Source organism: Microbacterium longlingense, assembly GCF_058349825.2.
In genome coordinates this window covers 120,462-146,156 of sequence record NZ_JBYRJA020000005.1, presented here as the reverse complement: position 1 = coordinate 146,156, position 25,695 = coordinate 120,462, and the positions used below count along the sequence as shown (strand labels likewise).

26 protein-coding genes are annotated in these 25,695 nt (G+C 70.9%); 23 read left to right on the top strand and 3 right to left on the bottom strand.

What is annotated here, in order from left to right; all coding sequences use genetic code 11:
* The first annotated feature begins 72 nt into the window (after positions 1 to 72).
* Both AC3RXY_RS08950 and AC3RXY_RS08945 read left to right on the top strand, forming a co-directional pair.
* Complete coding sequence (locus tag AC3RXY_RS08950; protein ID WP_491510560.1) at positions 73 to 1,296, top strand: NAD(P)/FAD-dependent oxidoreductase; 1,224 nt, start codon at positions 73 to 75, stop codon at positions 1,294 to 1,296.
* 24 nt (positions 1,297 to 1,320) lie between these two features.
* A complete protein-coding gene (locus AC3RXY_RS08945; RefSeq protein ID WP_491510559.1) occupies positions 1,321 to 1,665 on the top strand; it encodes a TraR/DksA family transcriptional regulator in 345 nt (114 codons plus the stop codon).
* 109 nt (positions 1,666 to 1,774) lie between these two features.
* On the opposite strand, the gene AC3RXY_RS08940 is transcribed toward AC3RXY_RS08945, so the two are convergent.
* A complete protein-coding gene (locus AC3RXY_RS08940) occupies positions 1,775 to 2,173 on the bottom strand; it encodes a DUF2255 family protein (protein ID WP_491510558.1) in 399 nt (132 codons plus the stop codon).
* A gap of 121 nt (positions 2,174 to 2,294) precedes the next feature.
* The gene (locus AC3RXY_RS08935) at positions 2,295 to 3,857 is read right to left on the bottom strand and encodes an MFS transporter (RefSeq protein WP_491510557.1); all 1,563 of its coding nucleotides are present in this window, start codon (positions 3,855 to 3,857) and stop codon (positions 2,295 to 2,297) included.
* 140 nt (positions 3,858 to 3,997) lie between these two features.
* Between AC3RXY_RS08935 and AC3RXY_RS08930 the strand changes: the two genes are divergently transcribed.
* From AC3RXY_RS08930 to AC3RXY_RS08865, 14 genes are all read left to right on the top strand, one after another.
* Positions 3,998 to 5,092, top strand: a complete 1,095-nt coding sequence (locus AC3RXY_RS08930; RefSeq protein ID WP_491510556.1) for a DUF998 domain-containing protein — start codon at positions 3,998 to 4,000, stop codon at positions 5,090 to 5,092.
* Positions 5,089 to 5,679 carry a TetR/AcrR family transcriptional regulator gene (locus AC3RXY_RS08925; protein WP_491510555.1) on the top strand — a complete coding sequence of 197 codons (591 nt, stop codon included), beginning with the start codon at positions 5,089 to 5,091 and terminating at the stop codon, positions 5,677 to 5,679. The genes AC3RXY_RS08930 and AC3RXY_RS08925 overlap by 4 nt, the downstream gene beginning before the upstream one ends.
* 66 nt (positions 5,680 to 5,745) lie before the next feature.
* The gene (locus tag AC3RXY_RS08920) at positions 5,746 to 6,123 is read left to right on the top strand and encodes a DUF488 domain-containing protein (RefSeq protein ID WP_491510554.1); all 378 of its coding nucleotides are present in this window, start codon (positions 5,746 to 5,748) and stop codon (positions 6,121 to 6,123) included.
* Between the two features lie 69 nt (positions 6,124 to 6,192).
* Complete coding sequence (locus AC3RXY_RS08915; protein ID WP_491510553.1) at positions 6,193 to 6,582, top strand: hypothetical protein; 390 nt, start codon at positions 6,193 to 6,195, stop codon at positions 6,580 to 6,582.
* Positions 6,583 to 6,788: 206 nt separating this feature from the next.
* Positions 6,789 to 7,394: a hypothetical protein gene (locus tag AC3RXY_RS08910; protein WP_491510552.1), complete on the top strand. Its 606-nt coding sequence runs from the start codon at positions 6,789 to 6,791 to the stop codon at positions 7,392 to 7,394.
* Between the two features lie 159 nt (positions 7,395 to 7,553).
* Positions 7,554 to 8,198: a copper resistance CopC family protein gene (locus AC3RXY_RS08905; RefSeq protein WP_491510551.1), complete on the top strand. Its 645-nt coding sequence runs from the start codon at positions 7,554 to 7,556 to the stop codon at positions 8,196 to 8,198.
* A gap of 1 nt (position 8,199) precedes the next feature.
* Positions 8,200 to 8,754 carry a copper chaperone PCu(A)C gene (locus AC3RXY_RS08900; protein ID WP_491510550.1) on the top strand — a complete coding sequence of 185 codons (555 nt, stop codon included), beginning with the start codon at positions 8,200 to 8,202 and terminating at the stop codon, positions 8,752 to 8,754.
* Entirely contained in the window at positions 8,751 to 9,992 is a 1,242-nt protein-coding gene (locus AC3RXY_RS08895; protein ID WP_491510549.1) for a Dyp-type peroxidase, read from the top strand. Before AC3RXY_RS08900 ends, AC3RXY_RS08895 begins: the two co-directional genes overlap by 4 nt.
* Positions 9,993 to 10,477: 485 nt before the next feature.
* A complete protein-coding gene (locus tag AC3RXY_RS08890) occupies positions 10,478 to 11,986 on the top strand; it encodes a sensor histidine kinase (RefSeq protein WP_491510548.1) in 1,509 nt (502 codons plus the stop codon).
* Complete coding sequence (locus AC3RXY_RS08885; protein WP_491510547.1) at positions 11,979 to 12,818, top strand: response regulator; 840 nt, start codon at positions 11,979 to 11,981, stop codon at positions 12,816 to 12,818. Before AC3RXY_RS08890 ends, AC3RXY_RS08885 begins: the two co-directional genes overlap by 8 nt.
* Positions 12,819 to 13,140: 322 nt before the next feature.
* Positions 13,141 to 13,749, top strand: a complete 609-nt coding sequence (locus tag AC3RXY_RS08880; RefSeq protein ID WP_491510546.1) for a hypothetical protein — start codon at positions 13,141 to 13,143, stop codon at positions 13,747 to 13,749.
* A 309-nt stretch (positions 13,750 to 14,058) separates the two neighbouring features.
* Positions 14,059 to 15,237 carry a flavin reductase gene (locus tag AC3RXY_RS08875; protein WP_491510545.1) on the top strand — a complete coding sequence of 393 codons (1,179 nt, stop codon included), beginning with the start codon at positions 14,059 to 14,061 and terminating at the stop codon, positions 15,235 to 15,237.
* Positions 15,238 to 15,563: 326 nt separating this feature from the next.
* On the top strand, positions 15,564 to 16,352 hold the full coding sequence (locus AC3RXY_RS08870; protein ID WP_491510544.1) for a FadR/GntR family transcriptional regulator: 789 nt from the start codon (positions 15,564 to 15,566) through the stop codon (positions 16,350 to 16,352).
* Between the two features lie 88 nt (positions 16,353 to 16,440).
* A complete protein-coding gene (locus AC3RXY_RS08865) occupies positions 16,441 to 17,001 on the top strand; it encodes a hypothetical protein (RefSeq protein ID WP_491510543.1) in 561 nt (186 codons plus the stop codon).
* 3 nt (positions 17,002 to 17,004) lie between these two features.
* Here the strand turns inward: AC3RXY_RS08865 and AC3RXY_RS08860 are convergent, their stop codons facing one another.
* Positions 17,005 to 17,403, bottom strand: a complete 399-nt coding sequence (locus tag AC3RXY_RS08860) for a DUF3054 domain-containing protein (protein WP_491510542.1) — start codon at positions 17,401 to 17,403, stop codon at positions 17,005 to 17,007.
* A gap of 222 nt (positions 17,404 to 17,625) precedes the next feature.
* Here AC3RXY_RS08860 and AC3RXY_RS08855 point away from each other — a divergent pair, with 222 nt between their 5' ends.
* The 7 genes from AC3RXY_RS08855 to AC3RXY_RS08825 all read left to right on the top strand — a co-directional run bounded on the left by AC3RXY_RS08855 (position 17,626) and on the right by AC3RXY_RS08825 (position 25,677).
* Positions 17,626 to 19,296, top strand: coding sequence for an ABC transporter substrate-binding protein (locus AC3RXY_RS08855; RefSeq protein WP_491510541.1), 1,671 nt, complete (start codon positions 17,626 to 17,628; stop codon positions 19,294 to 19,296).
* A 74-nt stretch (positions 19,297 to 19,370) separates the two neighbouring features.
* Positions 19,371 to 20,381: an ABC transporter permease gene (locus AC3RXY_RS08850; RefSeq protein WP_491510717.1), complete on the top strand. Its 1,011-nt coding sequence runs from the start codon at positions 19,371 to 19,373 to the stop codon at positions 20,379 to 20,381.
* On the top strand, positions 20,378 to 21,316 hold the full coding sequence (locus AC3RXY_RS08845; RefSeq protein WP_491510540.1) for an ABC transporter permease: 939 nt from the start codon (positions 20,378 to 20,380) through the stop codon (positions 21,314 to 21,316). Before AC3RXY_RS08850 ends, AC3RXY_RS08845 begins: the two co-directional genes overlap by 4 nt.
* A 5-nt stretch (positions 21,317 to 21,321) precedes the next feature.
* Positions 21,322 to 22,356, top strand: coding sequence for an ABC transporter ATP-binding protein (locus AC3RXY_RS08840; RefSeq protein ID WP_491510539.1), 1,035 nt, complete (start codon positions 21,322 to 21,324; stop codon positions 22,354 to 22,356).
* A gap of 2 nt (positions 22,357 to 22,358) precedes the next feature.
* Positions 22,359 to 23,432, top strand: a complete 1,074-nt coding sequence (locus AC3RXY_RS08835) for an ABC transporter ATP-binding protein (protein ID WP_491510716.1) — start codon at positions 22,359 to 22,361, stop codon at positions 23,430 to 23,432.
* Positions 23,433 to 23,437: 5 nt separating this feature from the next.
* Positions 23,438 to 24,172, top strand: coding sequence for an SDR family NAD(P)-dependent oxidoreductase (locus tag AC3RXY_RS08830; RefSeq protein ID WP_491510715.1), 735 nt, complete (start codon positions 23,438 to 23,440; stop codon positions 24,170 to 24,172).
* Positions 24,172 to 25,677, top strand: a complete 1,506-nt coding sequence (locus AC3RXY_RS08825; protein ID WP_491510538.1) for a flavin-containing monooxygenase — start codon at positions 24,172 to 24,174, stop codon at positions 25,675 to 25,677. Before AC3RXY_RS08830 ends, AC3RXY_RS08825 begins: the two co-directional genes overlap by 1 nt.
* Positions 25,678 to 25,695: the final 18 nt, after the last annotated feature.

Here is a 25,695-nt window from a genome sequence, read left to right as displayed (position 1 = left end):
ACAAACAGTAGCGTCAGCCAAAAGATTCCCCACAATGGTTGCACGAGCTGTTCACCGAGAGAAGGAGTCGCGATGGCGCGCGCGATCGTGATCGGCGCCGGGATGGTGGGACTGTCCACGGCCTGGTACCTGCAGGAGCACGGTGTCGAGGTGACGGTCGTGGACCGTACCGGCGTCGCCGCCGGTTCTTCGTGGGGCAACGCGGGGTGGCTCACACCCGGCAAGTGCATCCCGCTCGCGGATCCTGGCCTGTGGACGTACGGACCGACTGCTCTTCTCGATCCGGATGCCGCTCTGCATGTGCCCTTCCGCTTCGACCTCGGTCTGTGGTCTTTCCTGGCGCGCTTCGCCGCGCACGGCACCGCGCGCGCGTGGGATCGCACCATGGCTGCGCTCACCCCGATCGACCGGATCGCGCTCGCGGCCTTCGACGAGCTGCGTGACGGCGGCGTCGACGCGTGGACCCGGGAGGGCCCGTTCGTGGTCGGCTTCACCGCCGAGGATCGCGCGAAGGGCTTCCTGCACGAGATCGAGGGCGTCATCCGGCACGGGCAGGATGTGCCGTTCGAGCGCATCGACAACCCCCGTGAGCTCGCGCCCATGCTGTCCGATGCCGTTCAGGTGGCGTATCGCCTGGACGGTCAGCGGTTCATCGAGCCCGACGTCTATGTCCAGGCGCTCGCCGATGCGGTCGTGGCGCGCGGTGGCACGCTGCGCACGGGGGCCGCGGTGCGCACGGTCGGCTCCGACGGGGAGCCGTGGGTCGTGCTGAGCGACGGGGAGCGGATCGACGCGGACTCCGTCGTCATCGCGACCGGGGCGTGGCTGCCGCGCCTGGCCCGGCAGCTCGGGGTGAAGGTGCGGGTGCAGGCGGGGCGCGGTTACTCGTTCACGGTGGCGACCGATCAGCCGGCGGAGCACCCGGTCTACCTGCCGTCCCAGCGCATCGCGTGCACGCCCTACCAGGGACGCTTCCGGATCGCCGGCACGATGGAGTTCCGTGGGCCAGACGAGCCCTTCCAGCCCCGGCGGGTGGAGGCCATCGTCAATCAGGCCAGGGAGCTGTTCACCGGTCTTGATCTGGACGATCGTCAGGACGAGTGGGTCGGGTCACGTCCGGTCACTCCCGACGGCCTGCCGCTGGTGGGCGCAACGCGCGCTCCGGGCGTATTCGTCGCCGGGGGGCACGGCATGTGGGGCATCGTGCTGGGCCCGGCGACGGGCAAGCTGCTCGCGGAGCGGATCGTCACGGGGCGCACCGCGCCGGAGATCGCCCCGTTCGACCCGCTGCGGTAGGCATCTCGGCTACGCTCGCGCGGTATGAGTCACGTTGCCCGCGCGCTGATCGAGGAGCGCCTGCGCGAGTTCGACGAGCTGCTCGCGCGCGTCGAACGCGATGAGCGCAGCATCCTCGTGGACCGCGCCGACGGGGCGGCCGACGACGAGCACGATCCGGAGGGCTCGCCGCTGTCGGCGGAGTGGCAGCGTCTCGATGGCCTGCGTCGCTTCGCGCAGACGGAGCGCGCCGACCTGGTCGCCGCACTCGCGCGCTGCGAGAACGGCACGTATGGCGTGTGCGTCCGGTGCGGTGAGCCGATCGCCCCCGGCCGGCTGGAGGCGCGTCCCGCCGCGACGATGTGCGTCCCCTGCGCCGCCCGGCCCTAGCCTCACCCCTCCTCTTCTTCGCCGAACCCGCCGGGTGCGCGCCGAATCCATGCTCCTGGCGTGTCTGCAGCGGTGGATTCGAGGACGACGGGGCGACGAGACGGCGGGGTCAGGCGGGTGAGGGGGTGCGCACCAGGCGGAGCGTGAAGCGTGCGGGCCCGTCGCCGATCACGCGGCCGATCGACGCCTTGCCGTAGAGGCCCTCGTACTTCTCGGTGAACACCGCATCGAGCGCATCGTGCAGCTCGCGGTCGTCGGGGGAGACGTGCTCGAACCGCACATCCCACTCCGCGCCCGCGGTCGAGATGCGACCGGCTCCGGCATCGATGGCGTGCTGATACCACTTTGTCTCGGGGCCGAAGGCGGCTCGCACGTACAGATCCTCACCCACCCGGGCCAGGGCGATCGGCACCGGCCTGCGGAGGGTGCCATCCGACCTCCGCGCGGCGATGCCGATGGCGGGAGGGGTGTCGATCGCGGTGAGCTCCGAAGGAGTCCAGCTGCTCATCCCGGAAGTCTCGCACCTGCGACCGGCCGGGGCGGATGACACGCGGCGCGTCGCCGGGCCGTGACCGGGCTGTGACACTCGGCGGGCGTCGTCCGGCGCATCCGCCCGCGGGGGCCGGGCGTCAGTGCGACCCTCCGGTCACGTCCGTGCCCTTCGGGACGATGAAGAACACCAGCACGGCGACGGCGAGCATGACGGCACCGCCCGCGTAGCCGGCGGCCTGCAGCGAATGCGTGAACGCCTGGCCGGCCTGTGCGGCGAGATCGGGCATCCCCGCCTCGCCGGCGATGGCGGCCGCAGCGCCCAGCGACTCTGCCGCCTGGTCGGCGACGCCGGCATCGGCGGAGCGCAGTGCGGCGAAAGAGGCGGTCTCGCGCAGCTCCGTGCGATAGATGATCGCCGCGATGCTCCCGAGGATCGCCACGCCCAGCGTGCCGCCGAGCTCGTAGGAGGTCTCTTCGAGGGCCCCGGCATTGCCGGCCTTCTCCTCGGGGGTGGACGACATGATCATCGCGGATGCGATCGCCAGCGAACCCGTGCCGATGCCCACCAGCACGAGGGCGACGACGACACCGGCCAGGTTCAGCCCGGAGCCGAGGAAGCCGATGACGAGCATCCCTGTTGCGGCGATCGCGAGGCCGCCGGCGAGCACCGCGCGCGCCCCGATCAGCCGGGCGAGCGGCGGGGCGAGCAGCGAGGCGACGGCGCCGGCGAGGGCGACCGGGATGAGGCGCACGCCCGCTTCGAGGGGGCTGGCGCCGTCGACCAGCTGCAGCCACTGCGCGATGAGCAGGAGCGCCGCGATCATCGCGAACGTCGAGCCGAGCGCGGCGATGATGCCCGCCGCGAAGGGGCGGCGCCGGAACAGGCCGAGATCGAGGAGGGGATGCGGGCTGCGCAGGCAGCGCGCGATGAACCAGCCGAGCGCTGCGGCGGCGATCGCGAGGGCGGCCCAGGCGAGCGGCACGGCGAAGCTGGCCTGCTTGCCGAACTCCTTGATCGACCAGACCAGGCCCACCATGCCCACGAGGGACAGGGCTGCGGCGACCGCATCCCAGGGGCCGGGGTTCTCGACGCGCGACTCGGGGAGGATGAGCAGCCCGGCGATGACACCGGCGACCATGAGCGGGATGTTGATGAGGAACGCCGCGTGCCAGGAGAAGTGCTCCAGCAGCAGGCCGCCCACGAGCGGGCCGACGGCGGCGCCGAGGCCGGAGACAGCGGCCCAGATGCTGAGCGCGGTGGCGCGCTCAGCGGGGTCGGCGAAGACCACGCGGATCAGGGAGAGCGTGGTGGGCATGATCATCGCGCCGCCGATGCCGAGCAGGGCGCGGATGGCGATGACCATCGCGGCCGAATCGGCGAAGAGGACCAGCACGGACGCCGCGGCGAAGATCGTGTAGCCGAGCATGAGCATGCGCTTGCGGCCCCACCGGTCGGCGATCGCCGCGGAGGAGACCAGCAGCCCGGCGAGCACGAGCGAGTAGATGTCGATGATCCACAGCTGCTGCTGAGCGGTGGGGTGCAGGTCCCCGGCCATCTCGGGCAGGGCGATGTTGAGGATCGTCATGTCCATCGTGATCACGAGCAGGCTCGCGGTCAGGACGGCCAGGGCAGCCCACCGGCGGGCGCGGGGGATGCCGGTGGCGGGGGAGGATGCGACGGTGGGGATGGTCTGCGTCATGGTGTGCTCCGGGCGCGCGCGGGCGCTGTCGGTCGTTCCGGTCTTTGGTACATTTGTACCGTATGCGAGCGATGTCCGCAATCCCGTCGTGCCGCGCCGCGTGCGCAGCGGACGACGCAGGACCGCGGCAGGATGAGGGGATGAGCACCATCGATCAGCGCAGGTACACGGCCCGTCTCGAGGCCGTCGCGACGCGGTGGGCCCTCGTCGCCCTGATCGTCGGCGGCCTGCTGGCCATGATCTTCGTGACGCTGTCGGGTGAGCGCTGGCCGCTCGCGGGCACGCTCGCCCGGCCCGGCGCGGTGTCGATCGGGGAGCTCGCCGGCTGGATCACCGCGGCCCTGGGCGGCGTGGCGTTCGCCACGGCATCCGTGCTCGCCCAGCGCCGCGGCGCTGCACCGTGGCGCGCGCGGATCCCCATCGCCAAGCGCGTGCTCGATGTGCTCTCCACGTCGCTCGCGATGGCGATGCTGTCGTACTTCATCGTGCTGGCGGTCGCCCAGCTGTTCCAGCTGGCTTTCCGCGGGCTCACGATCGACGCGCTGGGCGGGGGAGCGCTGACCGGTGCGGCCGCCGCGGCGTTCACCTACACCGCGGTGCTCGCCGGCTCCCGCGTCACGGCGGAGGGGCTGGCGCTGCTGGCCACCCTCGTGCTGTTCGTCGGGACGATGGCGAGCATGATCTCCGCGCCGGACGACTCCTGGTGGCAGCTGCACTTCTCGCAGCTCGGCAACGCCAACGCGGTCTCTGGCTACCGCTTCAACCTCTCCCTCATCCTCACCGGGCTCGTGCTCACCGCGCTCGCCGGCTACATCGCGCACGATATCGAGCGCGGTCTCGTCGTGCGCGGCCACGATCCGGGCAGCCGGGTGTCGCTGTTCGCCTGGCTCTTCTCCGGTATCGGGCTCTGCCTGATGGTCGTCGGGCTGGTGCCGGACGCCGTGAACTTCGTGGTGCACGTGGGCGCGGCATCGGGCATGGTGGTCGTCTTCGCGGTGTTCGTCGGCTGTGCGCTGCGGATGCTGCCGGGGCTGCCGCGCGAGGTGTCCGGGTTCTCGGTGCTGGTGATCGTCGGGATCATCGGCGCCGCACTGCTGTGGGTGCCGATCGGGTATTACAACCTCACCGGAATGGAGTTCATCGCCGCCGGTCTGCTCTTCGCGTGGCTCACGGTGTTCACGCGGGCGATCGGCGCCTACGGGCAGGGACCGGACGGGGCGGAGGGCGCACGATGAGCGCAACGGAGACATCGCGTACGGCAGCGGTGCCGGTCGTCCCTCCCGGGCGGCACGACCCGGAGGGTCGTCGCCGGCAGATCGTCGCAGCGGCGGCGGAGCTCATCACCGAGGTCGGTATCGCCAAGGTCACGCACCGTCTGGTCGCTCAGCGTGCGGGGGCGTCGCTCGGCTCGACGACACGCTATTTCTCCTCGCTCGACGAGCTCGTCGAGGACGCGCTGCGACTGCTCTCGGACGAGCTTGCCGCGGAGCTCGACGATGCCAGCGCGATGATCGCGGCCCGCGGCTGCACGCCGGAGATCCTCGCGGCGTATCTCTGCGAGTTCCTGCTCGAGCCGGAGGAGGTGCGGCGCACCTGGGAGGTGTTCGGCGCGGTCGTGGCCGATCCGACGCTGCGTCCGCTCGTGGACCGGTGGACCGAGGGGATGACCGAGATCCTCACCACCCACGTGGGGGCCGATGCCGCCCGCGGCGCGGTGCTGCTGATGGATGGCGCGACCGTGCACGCCGTGCTCGGGGAGCGCCCGGATCAGGAGCTCCTGGTCCGGCTGTTCGGCCGGTTGCTCGGCACAGCGCCGGCGTAGCCCTTCCTCTTCCGGTCGCCGCCGCGAACAGCGAAGCTGGGAGCACCGGAACGAAGGGTGAGGCGGATGACGACGATGCCGGATGTGCGCGTGAAGCGTGTCTACGAGCCCGCAGAGCACAGCGACGGCGCGCGGGTGCTGGTCGATCGGCTGTGGCCGCGCGGCGTGAGCAAGGAGCGTGCGCAGCTCGCCGAATGGTGCCGAGACGTCGCCCCGTCGACCGCGTTGCGCGTGTGGTACGGGCACGACCCTGAGCGCTTCGACGCGTTCTCCCGCCGCTACCGCGACGAACTCGCCGACCCGGTGCGCGCGAAGGCGCTCGACGATCTGCGGGCCAGGGCGGCCGCAGGAACCCTCACCCTGCTCACGGCGGCCAAGCGCGACGACATCAGCGAGGCGACGGTCCTGCGCGACATCCTGTGCGAGAAGCCCGTAGCGGCATAGGCTCACGCCGCGTGGAACCCGGGCCGGCGCGGCGAGCGATGCGGTGCGGCTGCGGGTAGTGTCGGCCGGATGGACGACTGGATCGAGCACCGCCGGGAGGGCGATCGGGAGCTGCTGGGCTGGATGGAGCCCCGGCCGGACGGTTTCGTCGTGCGCGACAGGCTCGGCCGGGCCCGCACCGGCGCCGTCGACTGGCTCACCGCCGAGGAGGCGCTCGACGCGCTCGGCATCGGCTACCTGGCCGATGCGTATGAGGTGCGACTGGACGAGGCAGACGAGGACGACGCAGACGAGGACGACGCAGACGAGCATGCCGCGTGGCTGCGGGTGCGGATCACGGAGGTGTCGCCCGCGGGCATTCGCCTGAAGAGGGACGACTGGAGCAGCCAGGCGGTGGGTGCGGACCAGCTCTTCTACGAGATCGGCTTCCCCGCCGGAGATCGGCTGCGCCGCGTCTGAGCCGGTGCGGGTGCTGCGCCGACGGGTGCTGAGGGAGTGCGACGACCGTGCGACCGGGACCGCGGCACACTGCTCGGCGCGGGCCTTCCCGGCGCCGTGTCGAGCAGGGACGGCCGGATGACCGACGTCAGCTCGATCGATCCCGCGGCTCGACGGAACGGGCGGATCGCGTGAGGCACGGCGGAGGCGCCTGGCATGATGGAGGCATGCGCGCATCCCGGCTGCCCCGCCTTCTGCGGGGCGCTGTCGCCGCCTCGACGGCGACGTTCGTCGCGCTGCTCTGCCACGTGGCGGCGGGCGGCGCCGTGCCGGGCGCGCTCGGAATCATCGTCCCCTGGGTGCTGGCCCTGATGACCTGCACCCTCCTCGCCGGGCGCCGTGCCTCGCTGGTCCGTCTGGGAGCAGCGGTGATCCTGAGCCAGGCGCTCTTCCACGTGCTGTTCGTGCTCGGCGCGATCTCGGTCACCGGCTTCACCGGCGGCCACGTGCACGGGGCGATGCTGTTCTCCGGGCCGGAGGCCGACGTCCTCCCGGCCATCGCCGTCTCTGTCGACGCGGCGATGATCCTCGGTCATGCGGCGGCCGCTCTGGTCACCACGCTGGCCCTGTTCCGCGGGGAGCGCGCCGTCGAGGCGCTGCGGACCCTCGCCCGCGATCTCGTGGAGCGACTGGGGCGGCGCATCACCCCCGCGCCCGTCGTGGTCCGTTCGGTGCGCCGTCGCGTTCTCGTCGTCGTGCGAGCGGACGCCGCTCCGTCGCCGATCCTCCGCTCTCTCCGGCGGCGGGGCCCTCCCGCGCTCTGCGCGGTCTAGCCCGCCCCTCGGGGCGCGCCCCTCTTCGCCGGTGTGCTGTGGCCACCAGGCGGGGTGGCCACCGCGCGCGACGACGTGTCGCGCGCCCGGAGATCGACATGCCGGCGATCGCCGTCGGCATTCCGCAGGCCTCGCTCGGCGAGGCCGGAAGGCAGAACCATGCGTATTCGCACCATCCTCGTCGCCGCGGCGGCCGCGGCCATCGCCCTCGTCGGCGTGGCCGGGCCGGCATCGGCCCACGATCAGCTCATCGACAGCTCGCCCCAGCAGAACGAGGCGCTCGACACCGCACCCGCCGAGGTGCGACTGACCTATTCCGCCGCGATCATGGACCTCGGCGGAGGCGCCGGAACCGAGGTCATCGTCGTCGATGACGCGGGACACGACTGGGTCGACGGCGAGATCGTCATCGACGACACCACCGTCACCGTGCCGCTCGCCGCCGCCGATATGCCGGCAGGCGCATACGAGGTGCGCTGGCGCGTCGTCTCGTCCGACGGGCATCCGATCGACGGCATGATCCCCTTCACGGTCGCGCAGGGCGCCGATCCCGCGCCGGCCGAGACGGCGACTCCTGAGCCCGCCGTCACGAGCTCTGCGGCCCCGGCCCCCGCGGCCACCACCCCGGCGGCGGACCCGGACCCGGACGTGACCGCCGCCCCCCAGCCCGCGACGGACGACAGCACCCTGCGCACGGTGCTGATCGGCGCCGGCGGCGCCGTGGTCGCCCTGGTCGTGCTGCTGGCCGTCTTCGCCGCTCGCCGCCGCAGGGCCACCGAGCACGACTCCGGGACGGAGGCCTGACATGGCCCGCCGTCTGGGAGTGACCGTGCTCCGCTCGCGCGTCTTCGCCGCTGTCGTCCTCGCCGGTGCGCTCGCGGTGCCGCTCGCCGGCTGTTCCGCCACGCCAGAACCGGCGCCCGCTGCCACGGCCTCCTCCTCTGCCGCCGAGGCGATCACGATCGACGAGGGATGGGCCAAGGCCGCCGACGACGGCATGACGGCGGCCTTCGGCGTGCTGCACAACATGTCCGATCGCGCCGTCACCGTGGTGGGGGCGGAGTCGGTAGCCGCCGACCACGCCGAGCTGCACACGACGGCCGCCGACAGCAGCGGGCAGATGTCGATGTCGGAGGTCGAGGGCTTCATCGTGCCGGCGGGCGGTCAGTTCTTGCTCGAGCCCGGCGGTGAGCACATCATGCTCATGGGGCTGACCGCGCCGATGATCGCCGGCGACGAGGTGACCATCACGCTCGTCTTCGACGACGACTCCACTCTCGATCTGGTGTTCCCTGTGAAGGACTACACCGGCGCGAACGAGCACTACGAGGAGGGCGACGAGCACGGAGCGCACGGGTGAGCGCGCCGCACCGTCCCTCGCGGCGGCAGTTCCTCCTCGGAGGAGCGGTCGCGGGGGTCGGGGCGGCTGCCGCGATCGGGATCGATGCCGCGCTGCGAACGGCGGACGAGCCGGAGCAGCTCGCGGCGCCGGCAGCGGCGGACGCCGCGAGCGTGCCGTTCGCCGGTGTCCATCAGGCCGGGATCGACACAGAGCCGCAGGCGCACGCGACCTGGATCGCGCTGGACCTGCGTCCGGACACCGACCGCGACGGCCTGCGACGCATGATGCGCATCCTCAGTGAAGACGCGGCCCGCCTCACCGCCGGGCGACCGCCGCTGGCCGATTCCGAACCGGAGCTCGCCGTCACGCCCGCCCGGCTCACGGTCACGTTCGGATTCGGGCCGGGACTGGTCGCGCGCGCCGGCGGAGACGCTCCGGCGTGGCTGCACCCGCTGCCGGTGTTCGACATCGACCGGCTCGACCCCGCCTTCTGCGACGGTGATCTGCTGCTGCAGATCGGCGCGGACGACCCGCTCACGGTTGCGCACGCCGCACGGATGCTGATGAAAGACGCCCGCCGGTTCGCCGGGATCCGCTGGTCGCAGCAGGGGTTCCTGCGTGCGCCTGCGGCCCACCCCGCGGGGGAGACGCCGCGTAATCTGTTCGGCCAGGTCGACGGCACGGCCAACCCGAAGGCGGGCACCGTCGACTTCGACGAGGTCGTGTGGGCGGGTGCCGATGCGGGGTGGCTCACCGGCGGGACCGGAATGGTGATCCGTCGCATCCGCATGGATCTCGAGGGGTGGGATCGCGTCGACCGGGCCGGACGAGAGCTCTCCACGGGGCGCCGGATGTCGGATGGCGCACCCCTCACCGGGACCGCGGAGCATGACGAACCCGATTTCACCGCGAAGACCGCGGTGGGCCTGCCTGTCATCCCGCCGTTCTCGCACATGCGGAGGGCGCGTGGGGAGCCCGGCGACGGGGGGCAGCGCATCCTGCGTCGCTCGTACAACTACGAGCAGGCCCCGTCGGCGGAGATGCTCGCGGCCGGGGCGCTCAGCGATGCCGGTCAGGTGTTCGTGGCCTTCCAGGCCGACGTGGATCGGCAGTTCCTGCCGATCCAGCGTCGCCTGGCCGCCCTCGACATGCTCAATGAGTGGACGACGCCCGTGGGATCCGCCGTTTTCGCCATCCCTCCGGGGTGCGCGGAGGGTGGCTACGTCGGCGACACGCTGCTCGAACAGCGCGCGTGATCCCTCCCGTGCGCGCGGTCCGGGGGTCCGCGCGCACGGGACGCGTAGCAGCAGCAGGGCGGGCAGGGAACCGGTGTCGATGGGTAGTTCTCCCCATCGACGCGCCACGACGGACTTCGTAGTGTGGAGTCCAGACGGGCCAAGGGTGGTCCGAAGGTCTCAGAGACACGCGGTCCGGGGCGATGCTCGCGGAACATCCGTTGCCATCGAACCGGTGCCGCAATCATGGCTTGCCCACGGCTTCGTCCGTGTGGCGCACGACAAGAGGCCGGATGCGCGGCCCCGGGGGGAAGCCAGAGCATCCGGCCTCTTCTGATCCCTCGGAGCGAGCGCTCCGCGCCAGCCCGCGTGCCGGCAGGGGCCGCGCGCACGGTCGCGAGGACGTGCGGAAACCCGTCGCCGACATGAGGACGTTGGTGGACGCCGTCTTTTATTGTTGTCCCAAAGCCGCAGGGGAGGAACATCCCTGCGATGAGGGGGGATAAATGAAGAAGGTCGGTTGGCGTGAACGAATCACGATCCTTCAGGTCGTCGTCGTCGCGCTGGTGCTCGCGCTGGTGTGGGTGCTGGCGGTGTTCTTCGCTCGCGGACAGGTCGTCCGGATCGTGACCCAGGACTTCATCGGGGCGTTCTCCGATGTCGTCGCGGCCGAGGTGATGGCCAGGCAGCCGGCCGTGGCCGGGGCCGCTCCGCTCGCCGTGGCGGTCGTGCTCGACGAGGAGGGCCGGATCGTCGCGTGGGCCGGCGAGCTCAGCCCCGAGGAGCGCGATCGGATCCGCGACCTCGCCGACGCCGGCGCGCTGAGCAGCAGCACCCAGGGCTACGCCTTCACGGCGCTCGCCGACGGCGGCCTGTTGTACACCCAGCTCGACTTCGACTGGGTCGATGACCGCATGCGGCAGATGGCGTTGCCGATCGCAGGAATCTGCGCGGTCGCGGGCATGGTCATCTACCCCGCCGCGCGTTGGATCTCGGTGGCGCGCACGCGTGAGGCGTATCGGGGGCTGGAGCCCGCGGAGGTCCGCTCCCTCCGGGAGGAGCACGTGGCCGTGCTCGAGTCGATGACGGACGGCGTCATCGCCGTCCGGGACGATGCGACCGTGCTCTGGGCCAATCGCGCCGCGCGGGGTGCCGTGTTCGACCTCGATCCCGATGGCCCGCTCGACGACGCGGCCGTGCTGGCCCTGCCAGACGATGTCCGGGACCGCATCGGCCAGGGACGATCGGCGGAGCAGATCCTGGTGCGCGACGGCCGCACCCTGGTCGTGAGCACGCAGCGAGAGTTCGAGGGGCCGACCGGACCGGTGCGTCTGGTCATGATCCACGACCGGACGGAGCTCATGCACGTGGTCGAGGAGCTCGAGCACACCATTCGTCAGTCCCATCGGCTGCGTTCGCACGCGCATGAGTTCGACAACACCCTGCACATCCTGTCCGGCCTGCTCGAGCTCGGTCTCGTCCCCCAGGCGCGCGAGTTCATCGGCATCGCCACGGCGGATGACGACGACGTCGAGGCGCCGTGGGCTGGGCGGGCCGAGGATCCGTTCGTGCGGGCCCTGCTGGCGTCCTACACATCGGTGGCGCGCTCCCGGGGCGTCTCGTTGGTGCTCACGGGGGAGAGCCGGATCCCGCCCCTCCCCTCCGGCGTGCGGGGATCGGTGCAGGTGGTCCTGGGAAACCTGCTGAAGAACGCTCTGGAGGCGTGCGGGTCCGGCGACACGATCGTGGTGTCCGTCGCGGTCTCCGCGCACGAGGTGGAGCTGGCGGTCGACGACAGCGGGCCGGGCGTCGCTCCGGCGATCGCCGAGAACGTGTTCGACCGGGGCGTCTCATCGAGATCGGAGGGAGGAGAGCGCGGTACGGGGCTGGCGCTGGTCCGGGCGACGGCCGAGCTGACCGGCGGCGGGGCTTTCCTCGAGACGTCCGACCTGGGCGGCGCGCGATTCCGCGTGGTCATCGGCAGGTACCCCCGTGCGGAGGTGCGCGATGCCTGAGCACATCCGCGTGCTGATCGTGGAGGACGATCAGATGTCGGCCGAGCTGCATCGGCTGTTCCTCCTGACCGAGCCGGACATCGAGCTGATCGAGGCGGCGGCGACCGTCACCGCGGCGATCGACGCGCTGACGGCCCGTCCCGTCGACATCGTGCTCCTGGACATCCACCTGCCGGACGGCAGCGGCATCGACCTGCTCGACTGGCTGGCCGCGCACCGGCCGGCGGTCGAGGTCATCGTCCTCAGCGGGGAGAAGACCAGCGAGGCCGTGCTGGCGGCGCGGCGGCGCGGGGTCGTCCACTACCTCGTCAAGCCGTTCGCGGCGGGTGAGCTGCGCCGTCGGCTGCGTGCGGTGCGCGCTTCGCTGAAGATCCAGGAGGTCGGCGGGTCCGAGATCACCCAGCGCGGCATCGACATCCTCACCGGTGGAGGGCTGCACGCCGGCGTGCCGGCGGCGGGCGCGGCATCGGCACTGGACCAGCCGCTCCTGGTCGGGCACCGTTTCGACGGGATCCGGGACATCGCCCTGCGGCGGATCGCGGAGATCGGCCACAGCCCGGACTGCACCCCGGACTCGGTGGCCAGGGACCTCAGCGTGTCGACCCGCCAGCTGCAGCGCGCCTTCGCCGAGGCCGGTGAGACCGTCGCGGACGCGATTCGCGCGCACCGGGTCCGCCTCGCCGCGATGCTGCTTCTGGACCGCCGGGAGATGCCGCTGGAATCCGTCGCCGACGTCGTCGGCTTCGGAAACGCCAAGCGACTCCGCCGGGCCTTCGTCGATCTGCACGACGTCACGCCCACGGAGTGGCGGCGGCGTCGCTTCGGCCGGTGAGGGCCGGAGAGCGACGAGGAAGGTCCATTTTCCGACGGGTCGGCTGAACCCGTTGTCGGCATGACGCCGTCATGGCGGTCCCGGGAACCGGCGATCGGTCGGACCCAGGGGCCAGCTCGCGACGGCCGGAGGTCATCTTGCGACGGAGACGACCACAGCACCGGGGAAGTGATCCATAATCCGCTGCCCGCGATGCGGGGGCTGATCCGCCCGAGATCGGCCGGCTCGCGGACGCCGGAACGGTTCTCGATGTCTTCCCTACGTTAATGGCGCAGGGGGGCATTTTCGTCTGCCCTATCGACGAGCAGAAGGCAGAATCTTCATGGAGAACGACGACACGTTCCAGGTACAGCGACGGACGATCATCAAGGGTGCGGCATGGTCTGTGCCGGTCATCGTGGCCGTCACCGCGTCGCCTCTCGCGGCCGCGACCAACGTCACGCCGGTCATCGGCTTCGATGAGGACTACTACGGCTGGCCGGACACGAGCGCGCGCGACAAGATGGCCAAGTACGCCAACGGCGTCGAGATCCGTGTCACCGACGGCGCGGGCAACGCGGTGCCCGACGGGACGATCGTCACCATCGAGATCGGCGACTGGGACGACAACTCCATCTGGTTCTACGCCGACGCGTCGCTCCCGATCGGCGAGGGCGGCGAGAAGCTCGCTCCCCAGCGGGCGGTCATCACCCTGCCGACGGTCAACAGCAAGGTCAACCTCAACGGCTACCTGCGCCGCGGGAGCGATGCCAACCACCCCGACCGGAAGCAGACCCTGACGGCCTGGGTGACGCTGAACGGCGTCACGAGCACCGCAACCGCCTACTGGGCGCTCGGGTCGTCGTCCAGCGCCTTCGGCGACGACGACGACACCCTCACCGGTCCGGCCGACGAGGCGCAGCACTCCCGCCGGCGGGGCGGCTGGTTCTGAATCAGCCCGGGGTCGGTGGTCGCGGCCGAGTCTGCTGCGGGGACCACCCATCCTGTGCGATGGACGCCGGCCGGATCGGCGGCGCCGTCCGGCGCTCCGACCTCTCGGGGGGAGCCGGAGCGCCTCGGGCGTGCTGCCGGCCTGATCCGGTGCCGGCGAACGATGGTCGGGTACGCGGAGGCGTACCCGACCATCGTCGTTCGTTCCGGGAGGGCATGCTCGGGGGCCCGCGGCGCCTCACGATTGCGCAGCACGGAGGATGGCGATAACATACCGCTCAGTCTGTACGATCGGAGAGAGGCGGGCCCCGTGGCCGGAGATCCCACCGACGGGCGGTTCTTCCGCAACGTTCTCGGTCAGTACCCCACCGGCGTGAGCGTGATCACGACGACGCAAGAAGACGGCACTCCGGCCGGGATGGTCGTCGGCACGTTCGTCTCCGTCTCGATGGATCCGCCGCTGGTCGGCTTCCTCCCGCAGAAGACATCGTCGAGCTGGCCCAGGATCGAGGCGACCGGCCGATTCTGCGTGAACATCTTCAGCGCGGACCAGGAGCAAGAGGTCCGCACCCTCGCCTCCAAGGACCCGGACAAGTTCGCGGCCGTGGAGACGTTCCTCTCGCCGCTGGGAAACCCGGTGCTCCGTGACGCCGTGGCCTGGATCGACTGCCGGATCCACAGCGTCACCGACGCGGGCGACCACCTCATGGTCCTGGGTCTCGTCGAGACGATGGACATCCAGAACGAGGCCCTCCCGCTGCTCTTCTTCCAGGGCGGCTACGGCCGTTTCGCCCCGCACTCGCTGGCCGCGGGCGAGGCGACCCCCGGTATCACCACCGAGATGCTGCGCAAGGTCGATCGGGTGCGCGACGTCATGGAAGCCCTCGCGAGCGACGCGGGCGGTCGGGTGATCGCGACGCAGGTGGTCGGCGGCGACCTGGTGGTGCTGGCCAGCGCCGACAGTCCAGAGTCCGGCGGTCGTGCGATGCTCGTGGGCGGCCGCATCCCCTACGCGCTCCCGAACGGCTCGGTGATCGCCGCCTACCAGAGCGACGCGGCGGTCACGGCCTACCTCGACAAGGCTGCCGCCGACGACGATGAACGCGCCAGGCAGCGGCGCGGTCTCGAGCTGGTGCGCGAGCGGGGGTACTCCGTCGGCCTCCTCAACGACGCCCAGCGCACGTTCGCCGCCGCCGTCGAGCGCCTCGCAGACGACCCAGACGCGCTCATCACCGACGAGATCCGTGCCCTCATGAAGGACCTCTCCTACGATCCGGAGGAGATCACGGCGGAGTTCGAGGAGTCGATCCGGGTCATCGCCGTGCCGGTGTTCGACGCGGCCGGCGACGTCGCGATGGCCTTCACGCTCTATGGCTTCGCAAAGCCCGAGGGCGGCGCGCGGTTCTGCATCGAGCACGCCATCGCGGCCGGGCGTGCGGCGACCGCTGCGATCGGCGGCCGTGCGCCGGAGCCCGCCTCGACGGCCTGATCGGGCGGGCGGGGCGCTCGCATACGGCCCGGCCGGTGCTGGCCGCGGAACGCTCGGGCGCCGGGAGGCGCGACGTGCGGTGGTCCGGCGTGGCGATCGGCGTCCTCCGGGGGTTCTGGTCTGCCGCCGCCGCGAGGGGCAGCGGTGTTTTTTCTGGGCTGAGCAGGGATTCCGTTTCGCCCTTCGGGAACCCGGCGGTGCGTAGATGGCCGTTGGCTTCACCCGAAGGGTGAGAAACAGGGTGAGATACTGACATCAATACCGGGGGGTCATGGCGGTGCTGACGGCAGTGCCGGTGCCTTTCCCAACCACACGGAGGCACGTGCATGATCGTCGAGCGCACACCGACAAACGCTGCGAACCCGTTCGAGATCGAGCCCGTCGCATCGCGTGACACGGCGGAGCAGGCCGTTCTGGCGCTGGTCAACAGCATCCGCCGCACCGACCTCGATGCCGGAGACCGGCTGCCCAACCTGCCCGAGCTGTCGGTGAGCCTCGGAGTCGCGCGGGACAATGTGCGCCGCGCGCTGCATGCGCTGGCCGCCGAGGGCGTGGTGGAGGTCAAGCCGGGGCGCTACGGAGGAACCGTGATGCGCGACCGTTCCGGCATTCCGCGGGTGCTGGCGCCGATCCTGTCCCGTTCGCTGCTGGCCGAGGGCGTATGGGAAGACCTCATCACGGTGCGTGAGCTGCTCCAGGTGGACGCATCGCTCCGGCTGATGCGCCGCGACGCCCGTGCCGCCATCGCCCGGATGGAGCAGCACCTCGACGATATGCGGCGCCGCATCGATGAGCTCGCCTACGCCAGGGCCGCCTATGGCGGCATCGAGATCGCGTGCACGACAGCGGTGCACTGCGGAAACCAGGTCCTGGGCGACCTCCTGCTGCGGGTGGTCGACCGGATCTCTGTGGTCGGGGTGATCACGCGGGAGCGCATCGACGCGTCGCCGGACCTGGCACTGCGCACCCAGGACGCCCAGGAGCGCATCGTCGCGGCGATCCGGCACCGGGACGAGGATGCGGTGACCGAGGCGGTTCGCGATCAGATGGCCGTGACACTCCGGGCCGCGGTCGCGGCGCGCGCGGAGGCGCACCGGCCGGAGCTCTCTGCGTGATCTCCCGGGGGCGGCGCGCGCGGATCCGGGCGGCATCGAGCGGTGCCCCGGCACCGCTCGGCCGCCGCGTCGGTGCCGGGGCGGGCGGGTGAACGGGTCGCGCCTCGTTCTGAGCGTCGCCGTCACGGCGGTCGCCGCCATCGTGGTGCCAGCGGTGCTGCTGCGGATGCGCGCGACGGCGCCCGGCGGAGATGCGCAGGGGCGGATGCGGCTGCCGAGGATCATCCCGTTCCTCGGGTGGGCGGCCGCGGCGGCTGGCCTGTTCATCCTGCTGGTGTCGCTGGCGATGGCGGACGGAGCGCTCCCACTGAGCATCACGGGTGCAGCGATGCTCGTGGGCGGTCTGGTCCTGATCGTCATGGCGTGGAACTGGTACGTCGCGCCCGGCCCGGAGGCGATCGAGTACCGGACGGCGCTCGGGGTGCGTCATCGCATCCGGTACGCCGACATCGTCGAGGTGCGCGAGGACGAGCGCGACGGTCACCGGATGCTGCGGATCCGATCCGCCGACGGCACGCGCTTCACGGCGAACGTGTCGAGGCACGGCTTCCCCGCGTTGCAGGCCTGTGTCGCGTTCCGGGAGCGGCGCGGACGGTGGCCGCTTCCCGGTGAGCTCGATCCCGGTGCTGCTGCGCTCCCGGAGCGGTGAGACTCAGGCGGCGTCGGTCGCACGACGGCGTCGCAGCGCCGCGATTCCCGTGATCGATGCTCGCCAGCCCACCAGGAACAGCAGCAGCGTGAGCGCCGCGACGATGATGAACGCGATCGCGGTGCCCTGACCGGAGACGGCGCGCAGCGCCATCCCGCCGGCGACGGTGATCAGCCACACCGGAACCCCGGTGCGCACAGGGGCCGCCGGGGCACGCCAGGCCAGGGCGGCGGCCCAGCCGGCGACGAGCGCCACCAGGAACGGCCACGCCGTCACGAACAGACCGCCGATCGGATCCGCGCCGTGGCTCGCGCGTCCCACGGCCGCGAACACGGTGACCAGGAGCACGTCGAGGGCGGCGGCGATGGCGATGGCGGATGCCGGGGGAGCGGTGCGGGTCATGCCTCCATTGTGCTCGCCTGCGCGACGGCCGGCGGATGCCGGACGCGCCGCGCCGCGGTGTGGCGGGGCGGTGTCACGACGTCCGGTCCGCGCGGGGTCCAACGGATTGTTTGATCTCCGTAGGCAACATGAACGTGATAAATGCGTAACATCCAGTGTCACTAATCATCTGTATAGTGACACTCACCAACAGGTATCCGTCGTTTGCAGGGAGGCAGATCGATGAGAAGTTCGACAGCGCGCAGAGCGGTCCTTCCGCTCGCTCTTGTGGCCGCTCTCACCCTCGGCGGCTGCGCGCCGTCCCAGCGTGATGACGCGTCTGCGGGAGCCAGCGACGCCACATTCACCTTCGGCATGGCCGGGGCGCCCAAGCTGTTCGACCCGTTCTACGCGTCCGACGGCGAGACCTTCCGGGTCACCGACACGCTCTTCGAGGGTCTGCTCAGCCTCGAGGAGGGCGGTGTGGGCGTCGAACCGGCTCTCGCCACATCGTGGACATCGAGCGATGACGGCACAGAGTGGGTCTTCGAGCTCCGTGACGACGTCACCTTCCACGACGGGACCGCGTTCGACGCGGATGCCGTCTGTGCCAACTTCGAGCGCTGGCACAACCAGACCGGCGTCGCGCAGAGCTCCGGCGTCTCCTACTCGTGGATCAACGACTTCGGCGGATTCGCCGACCAGGCCGATGTGCCGTCGCTCTACGCGGGCTGCGCGGTCCTCGACGACCACCGCGTCCAGCTGAACCTGACCAGGGCCTCATCGCACATGCCCGCCGTGCTGGCGTACTCGTCGTTCGCGATCTCCAGCCCCACCGCTCTGGCGGAGTACGACGCCGATGGCGTCGCGGCAGACGGCGACGGCTTCACCTGGCCCGCGTACGCCACGGCACACCCCACCGGAACCGGGCCGTTCGTGTTCGAGAAGTACGACGCGGCCAACGGCGTCATCACGGTGCGTCGCTTCGACGACTACTGGGGTGACAAAGCCGGTGTCGGCGAGATCGTCTTCAAGGTGATCCCGGGCGAGAACGAGCGCCGCCAGGAACTCGAAGCCGGCAGCATCGACGGCTACGACCTGCCGAACCCGATCGACTGGGCAGACCTCGAGGCCGCGGGCAACAAGGTGCTCATCCGGGACGCCTTCAACGTCATGTTCGTGGCGCTGAACCCGCTCGAGAACGAGGCGCTGCTCGACCTCCGCGTCCGTCAGGCCCTCATGTACGCCACCAACCGCGACCAGCTCGTGGCCACCCAGCTTCCCGAGGGCGCGTACGTCGCCAGCCAGCTGCTGCCGGAGCTGGTGACCGGATTCAACCCGGACGTCGAGCCGTATCCCTACGACCCGGAGCAGGCGAAGAAGCTCCTCGCCGAGGCCGGATACCCGAACCTGACCATCGACCTGTGGTACCCCACCGAGGTGACCCGCCCCTACATGCCGGACCCCTCGCGCGTGTTCGAGGCGATCCGCAGCGACTGGGAGGCCGCGGGCATCACCGTCAACCCGGTCAGCCTGCCCTGGAACGGCGGGTACATCGACGGCATCTACGCCAACCGTGCCCCGGCCTTCCTGCTGGGCGGGACGAACCACTACGACTCTCCCGACGTCTTCTACAGCGCCTACTTCGGTTCCACGGACACCTATCTCCAGACCGGGCTGTATCCCTTCGGGGATCAGCTGGCGGCGGATGTCGACACGGCAGACGCCATCGCCGACCCCGCTGAGCGACTGGCGTTCTACCAGGACATCAGCACGCGCCTGATGACCGAGTACCTCCCGCTGCTGCCGATCGCGCACACCCCGCCGGCCCTGGTCGTCGGTCCGCACGTCGACGGCGTGGTGCCGAGCCCGGTGACCAAGGAGGACTTCTCGAAGGTCACCATCACCCCGTAGCAGAGCACGCTGCCCGCGGGTCATCCCGCGGGCAGCGGCTCGTCCCTGATGTCCATCGTCGAAGAGAGGTGATCGTGGGCAGTTTCCTGATCAAACGCCTGTTCCAGGCGGTGATCACCATGGCGGCGCTGAGCGTGCTCCTGTTCGCCTGGCTGCGGTCGCTCCCGGGCGGCCCGGTGGCCGCGCTCCTGGGGGAGAACGCATCGGCCGAGGAGATCGCCGACATGCGCCGGGTCCTCGGGCTCGATGAACCCATCCTGGTGCAGTACGGACGGTTCATCGGGCGGGTGCTGAACGGACAGTTCGGCGTCTCCACGGGCGTGCAGGCCGGTCGCGACGCGATGTCGATCTTCCTGGAGCGCTTTCCCGCGACCATCGAGCTCGGCGCTCTTGCGATGATCATCGCGCTCGCCGTGGGAGTCCCCCTCGGCTACCGCGCGGCGGTCGCGCGCGGCGGCTGGTTCGACACCGCCTCGATCGTCACATCCCTGGTCGGGGTCGCCGTCCCGGTGTTCTTCCTCGCCTTCCTGCTCAAATACGTCTTCGCGATCCAGCTCGGCTGGCTCCCGGTGTCCGGGCGGCAGAGCGTCGGCATCAACAGCACCACCATCACCGGCTTCGTGGTGCTCGACGGGGTGATGACACGCGAATGGGATGCCGTCGTCGACGGCATCCGCCACCTCATCCTCCCGGCGGTCGCGCTGTCGTCCATCCCGATGGCCGTGATCTTCCGCATCACGCGGGCGTCGACCATCTCCGTCCTCGACGAGGACTATGTCCGCACCGCCAACGCCAAGGGGCTCAGCCGCCCGGTCATCACCCTCCGGCACGTGCTGCGCAACGGTCTCATCCCGGTGGTCACCGTCACCGGGCTCATGGTGGGCACGCTCCTGGGCGGTGCGGTGCTCACCGAGCGGGTCTTCACCTTCCGCGGTGTCGGTCACGCGCTCGCGCAGGGCTTCGAGACCCGGGACTATGCGGTGCTCCAGGTGCTGATCCTGATGGCGGCCCTGGTCTACATCGTCGTGAACCTCGTCGTCGACATCGCGTACGGCGTCATCGATCCCCGGGGGCGAGCGAAATGAGCACGGACACGCACACCGCGGCCGAGGTCCGCCCGCAGGACAGCGCGTCGTCGCGCGACGACCAGGGCATCAGCCAGCGGACGATCATCTGGCGACGGCTGCGCCGCAACCCGATGTTCCTCGTCGGCGCCGTGATCACCGCCCTGTTCCTGCTCCTGGCCGTGTTCGGCCCGCTGTTCGCGCCCCATGCGCCGGACGCGCGCCTGCTGATCGACCAGGTGCGGCCGCAGACCAACCCGATCCCCGGTGCGCAGCCGGGCTTCCCCCTGGGCGCGGACTGGCACGGCCGCGATCTGCTGTCCCGGCTGATGGTCGGCGCGCAGCAGACCCTCATCGTCGGTGTGCTGGCGACCCTCGGCGGCCTCGTCGGCGGCCTGGTGCTGGGGACGCTCGCGGGTGCTCTCGGCGGCTGGGTCGACGCCGCCGTCATGCGTCTGGTCGACGTGATGCTCTCGATCCCCTCGCTGCTGACGGCCTTCTCGATCGCGGCGCTGTTCGCCCATCCCTCGCAGATGACGGTGATCCTGGCGATCGCGATCGTGCAGGTGCCGGTGTTCGCCCGCATGCTGCGGGGCTCGATGCTCGTCGAGCGGCGCAGCGACCACGTGCTCGCCGCCCGGGCGATGGGTCTGCGCGCGCCGACGATCGTCTTCCGGCACATGCTGCCCAACTCGCTGAGCCCGGTGATCGTCCAGGCGACCATCGCTCTGGCGACCTCGATCATCGACGCGGCGGCGCTGTCGTTCCTCGGCCTGGGCAACCCGGACGACCGGGTGCCGGAGTGGGGGCAGATGCTCGGCGCTTCCGAGCGCTACTTCACCTCCTACCCGCACCTGGCCTTCCTGCCGGCCGCGTGCATCATCGTCGTCGCGCTCGGATTCACCTTCCTCGGTGAGTCGGTGCGCGAGGCGATCGACCCGAAGTCCCGGAGGTAAGGATCGTGAACACTCTGACCGTCCCGGCACGGGAATCCGATGCCGCTGCCCTGCTGTCGGTCGACAACCTGCGGGTGTCCTTCGTCGACGAGGACGGCGACGAGTTCACTGCGGTCGACGAACTGAGCTTCTCCGTCGCGCCAGGGCAGGCCGTTGGCCTGGTCGGCGAGTCGGGCTGCGGCAAGTCGGTGACCTCGCTCGCGGTGATGGGGCTCCTCCCGCGCCGCTCGACCCGTCTGCGCGGGTCGGTCCGCTTCGCCGGGGAAGAGCTCCTCACCGCGAGCGATCAGCGGATGCGCGACCTGCGCGGGTCCGACATGACGATGGTGTTCCAGGACCCGCTGAGCTCGTTGAACCCGGTGGTGCCGATCGGCGTCCAAGTGGCCGAGGTCCTGCAACGGCACAAGGGGATGAAGCGCGCGGCGGCGCGGCAGCGCGCGGCAGACCTGCTGGCGGAGGTGGGCATCCCGGATCCCACGCGCCGGCTGCGCGAATATCCGCACGAGCTCTCCGGGGGCATGCGCCAGCGCGTGCTGATCGCGATCGCCCTGGCGTGCGAGCCGCGACTGCTGATCGCCGACGAGCCGACGACGGCGCTCGACGTGACGATCCAGGCGCAGATCCTGGAGCTGCTGCTCCGCCTGGTGCGGGACAAGGGCACCGCCCTGCTGCTGATCACGCACGACCTCGGTGTCGTCGCTGGCATGTGCGACGACGTCAACGTGCTCTACGGCGGGCGCCTGGTGGAACACGCCAGCACACTCGACCTCTTCGACGAGCCAGGGCATCCCTACACGAACGGCCTGCTGGCCTCGATCCCGAAGCTCTCCGACGACCGGTCGGCCCGCCTGCAGCCGATCCGCGGATCGGTCGCCGACAACATCCCGTGGACGTCCGGCTGCGCGTTCGCGCCCCGGTGCGGCAACGCCCAGCCCGGTTGCTGGGAGCACGCACCAGAGCTGGTCGTGAGCGGAGCCGGCCACGGACTGCGCTGCTTCCATCCGGTGCAGACGCCCGCTCGTGCCGAGGAAGGACGGTGACCATGACGGAAGCGACGACGACGGCGCCCGGCGCCGAACCGCTGGTCGACATCCGCGATCTCAGCGTGCGTTATCCGATCCGACGCGGTGCCGTGCTCCGGCGCACGGTCGGTCACGTGCACGCGGTCGACGGCGTGAGTCTCACGATCTCCCGCGGGCAGACCTACGGCCTGGTCGGGGAGTCCGGCTGCGGCAAGTCGACCTTCGGACGGGCGCTGCTCAACCTGGAGGACGCCGCGGGCGGGGCCGTGCTGTTCGACGGCACCGATGTCACGCGGCTGCGGGGCGAGGCGATGCGCGTGATGCGCCGGAACATGCAGATGGTCTTCCAGGACCCGCTGGGCAGCCTGGACCCTCGGCAGACCATCGAGCAGCTGCTCTTCGAGGGGATGCGTGCGCACGGCATCACCGGAAGAACCGCGCGCGCCAAGCTCGCCGAGCTCCTCGACGCCGTGGGCCTGCCGTACGGCAGCCGCCGGAAGTATCCGCACCAGTTCTCCGGCGGACAGCGTCAGCGCATCGGCATCGCCCGGGCGCTGTCGGTCGACCCGAAGCTGGTCGTCGCCGACGAGCCGGTCAGCGCGCTGGACGTCTCCATCCAGGCCCAGGTGATCAACCTGCTGCAGGACCTGCAGGCGCAGTTCGACCTGACGTACCTGATCATCGCGCATGACCTCGCGGTCGTGCGCCACGTGAGCGACGTGGTCGGGGTGATGTACCTGGGCTCGCTGGTCGAGGAGGCTTCGTCGGAGGACCTTTATCGCGAGCCGCTTCATCCCTACACCCGGGCGCTGCTGTCCGCGGTGCCGGAGCCGGATCCGCGCCGTGAGGCGACCAGGGAGCGGATCATCCTGCACGGCGATCTGCCCAGCCCCGCCGCGCCGCCGCCCGGCTGTCGCTTCAGCACGCGGTGCCCCTGGGTCCAGCCGCGCTGCACGCAGGAGCGTCCTGCGCTGCACACGATCGCGGGCACCGCGCGCCGGGTCGCCTGCCATTTCACCGAGGACATCAGATCCGGACGCCTGCCGCTGACCCGGCGAGCGTCGGACACCGAGACAACGAGAGCGAGGGGATGAGGGTGATGAGATTCGACGGACGCACCGCTGTCGTCACAGGAGGCGCCAGCGGCATCGGCCGGGCGGTCGTCGACCGGCTGGTGGCGGAGGGCGCGCACGTGTACGTGCTCGACCTGCACGCCGCCGACCTGGACGGCTCGGCCGACATCACACCGATTCCCGTCGACGTCTCGGACGTCGCGCAGATGCGCGCGGCGCTGTCCGGCATCCCCGCGGTGGACCACCTGGTCAATGCGGCCGGGCTGATCCGATCACGTCCGATCGAGGAGATCTCCGAGGCGGACTGGGACCTGCTGTTCGGGGTCAACGCCAAGGGGGTCTTCTTCGCGACCCAGGAGCTCGCGGCGCGCCTCACCGACGGCGTGGGCTCGGTCGTGAACGTGTCCTCCGTCGGCGCGATCTCGGGAGTGAACACCGCGGCGGCCGACTACCACGCCACCAAGACCGCGGTGCTGGCGATCACGCGCTCCTGGGCCCGCGCCCTCGCCGGTCGCGGGATCCGGGTCAACGCCGTCCTTCCCGGGCTCACGCGCACCCCGCTGCTGGTGGGTGCCTATGCCGACCAGGCCGGCCACGATCAGGCCGAGGCCGCGCTCGCCCAGAGCGCGCAGGGGATTCCGCTCGCCCGGCTGGCCGAGCCGGACGAGGTCGCGGCCGCCATCGTGTTCCTGCTGTCCGGCGAGGCCAGCTACATCACCGGGACGCACCTGAACGTCTCCGGCGGGGTCGTGATGGTCTGATGGCGAACCGCAACAGCACACGGTCCACCGGATCCCGGCGGCTGCGCGTCGCGATCATCGGCGCGGGTCTGGGCGGCATCGGTGCCGCCGTCTACGTGCGCAAGCACACCAGGGCAGACGTGGTGATCTTCGAGGCGGAGGGGAGTATCGGCGGCACCTGGTACCGCAACCGGTTCCCCGGCGCCGAGGTGGACACGCCATCGCACATGTACTCCTACTCCTTCCGGCCGGGGGACTGGACCAGGCCGTACGCGCCGCAGGCGGAACTGGTCGACTACATGCAACAGGTCGTCGACGAGTTCGGCCTCACCCATGCCATCCGGCTGAACGCACCGGTCGACGACGTGCGCTGGGACGACGCCGGACGGGTGTGGCTGGTGCGGGTCGGCGGCGACGTCGAGGAGTTCGACGCCGTGATCAGCGCGGTGGGCATGCTGAGCGACCCGGCCATCCCGCGCTGGCCCGGGATGGCCGAGTTCACCGGACGCATCTTCCACTCCTCTCAGTGGCCGGAGGACCTGACGCTGGCGGGCAAGCGCGTGGCGGTGGTCGGCACCGGCTCGACCGCCGCGCAGATCGTGCCGTCCATCGCCGACGAGGCCGCGCACGTCACGCTCTACCAGCGCCAGCCCGGGTGGGTGATCCCGAAGGCGGAGAATCACTACTCCGAGAGCGAGCGCGCGCGCCTGCGCCGCCCGATCCCGCGCCTTCGCCTGCGCTTCCGCGAGTTCTGGCGCCGGGAGAAGCGCTCCTTCTTCGGCAGCCTCGATGTTCCGGGCGGCAAGGCCGACCTCAGCGCCCGGGCCGCCGCGCTCGCCTACATCGATCGGGTGTTCGGCGACCGCCCGGACCTCAAACCCCTCGTCACGCCGGACTATCCCTACCTGGGGAAGCGTCCGGTGCAGTCCAGCGCGTTCTATCCGGCTCTGCTGCGGGACGACGTGCGGCTCGCGCCCCACGCCGTGACGCGCCTGCATCCGCACGGCGTCGAGGACGCCTCCGGCACGATCACCGAGGCAGACGTCGTGGTGATGGCCACCGGCTTCAAGGCGGCGGAGTACCTCTCCACGCTGCCCGTCTTCGGGCGCGCGGGGGAGAGCCTGCAGGAGCGGTGGGGGCGGGAACCCCGTGCGTTCCTGGGGACGATGGTGCCCGGCTTCCCGAACTTCTTCATGCTCTACGGCCCCAACACCAACGGGTTCGCGGTGCTCTTCGCGCTCGAGCAGCAGTCGTACTTCGCGGCACGGGCGCTGCGCCGCATGGTGCGTGCCGGAGGCCGGACGGTGGAGGTGAAGCCCGAGGTGTTCGAGCGCTACAACCGGTGGGTCGATGAACGCCTGGCCGGCTCGTCGTACACGCAGGTCTCGAACTACTTCACGAGCCCGTCGGGGCGGGTGGTGACCCAGTGGCCCTCCGGGATCACGGATCTGTGGCTGCGAGCCCGCTGGGCCATCGGCACCGCTATTAGGATCGGGTCACGACGGCGACCGGGAACGGCGGAGTGAACGGCTCGCGACGAGGGG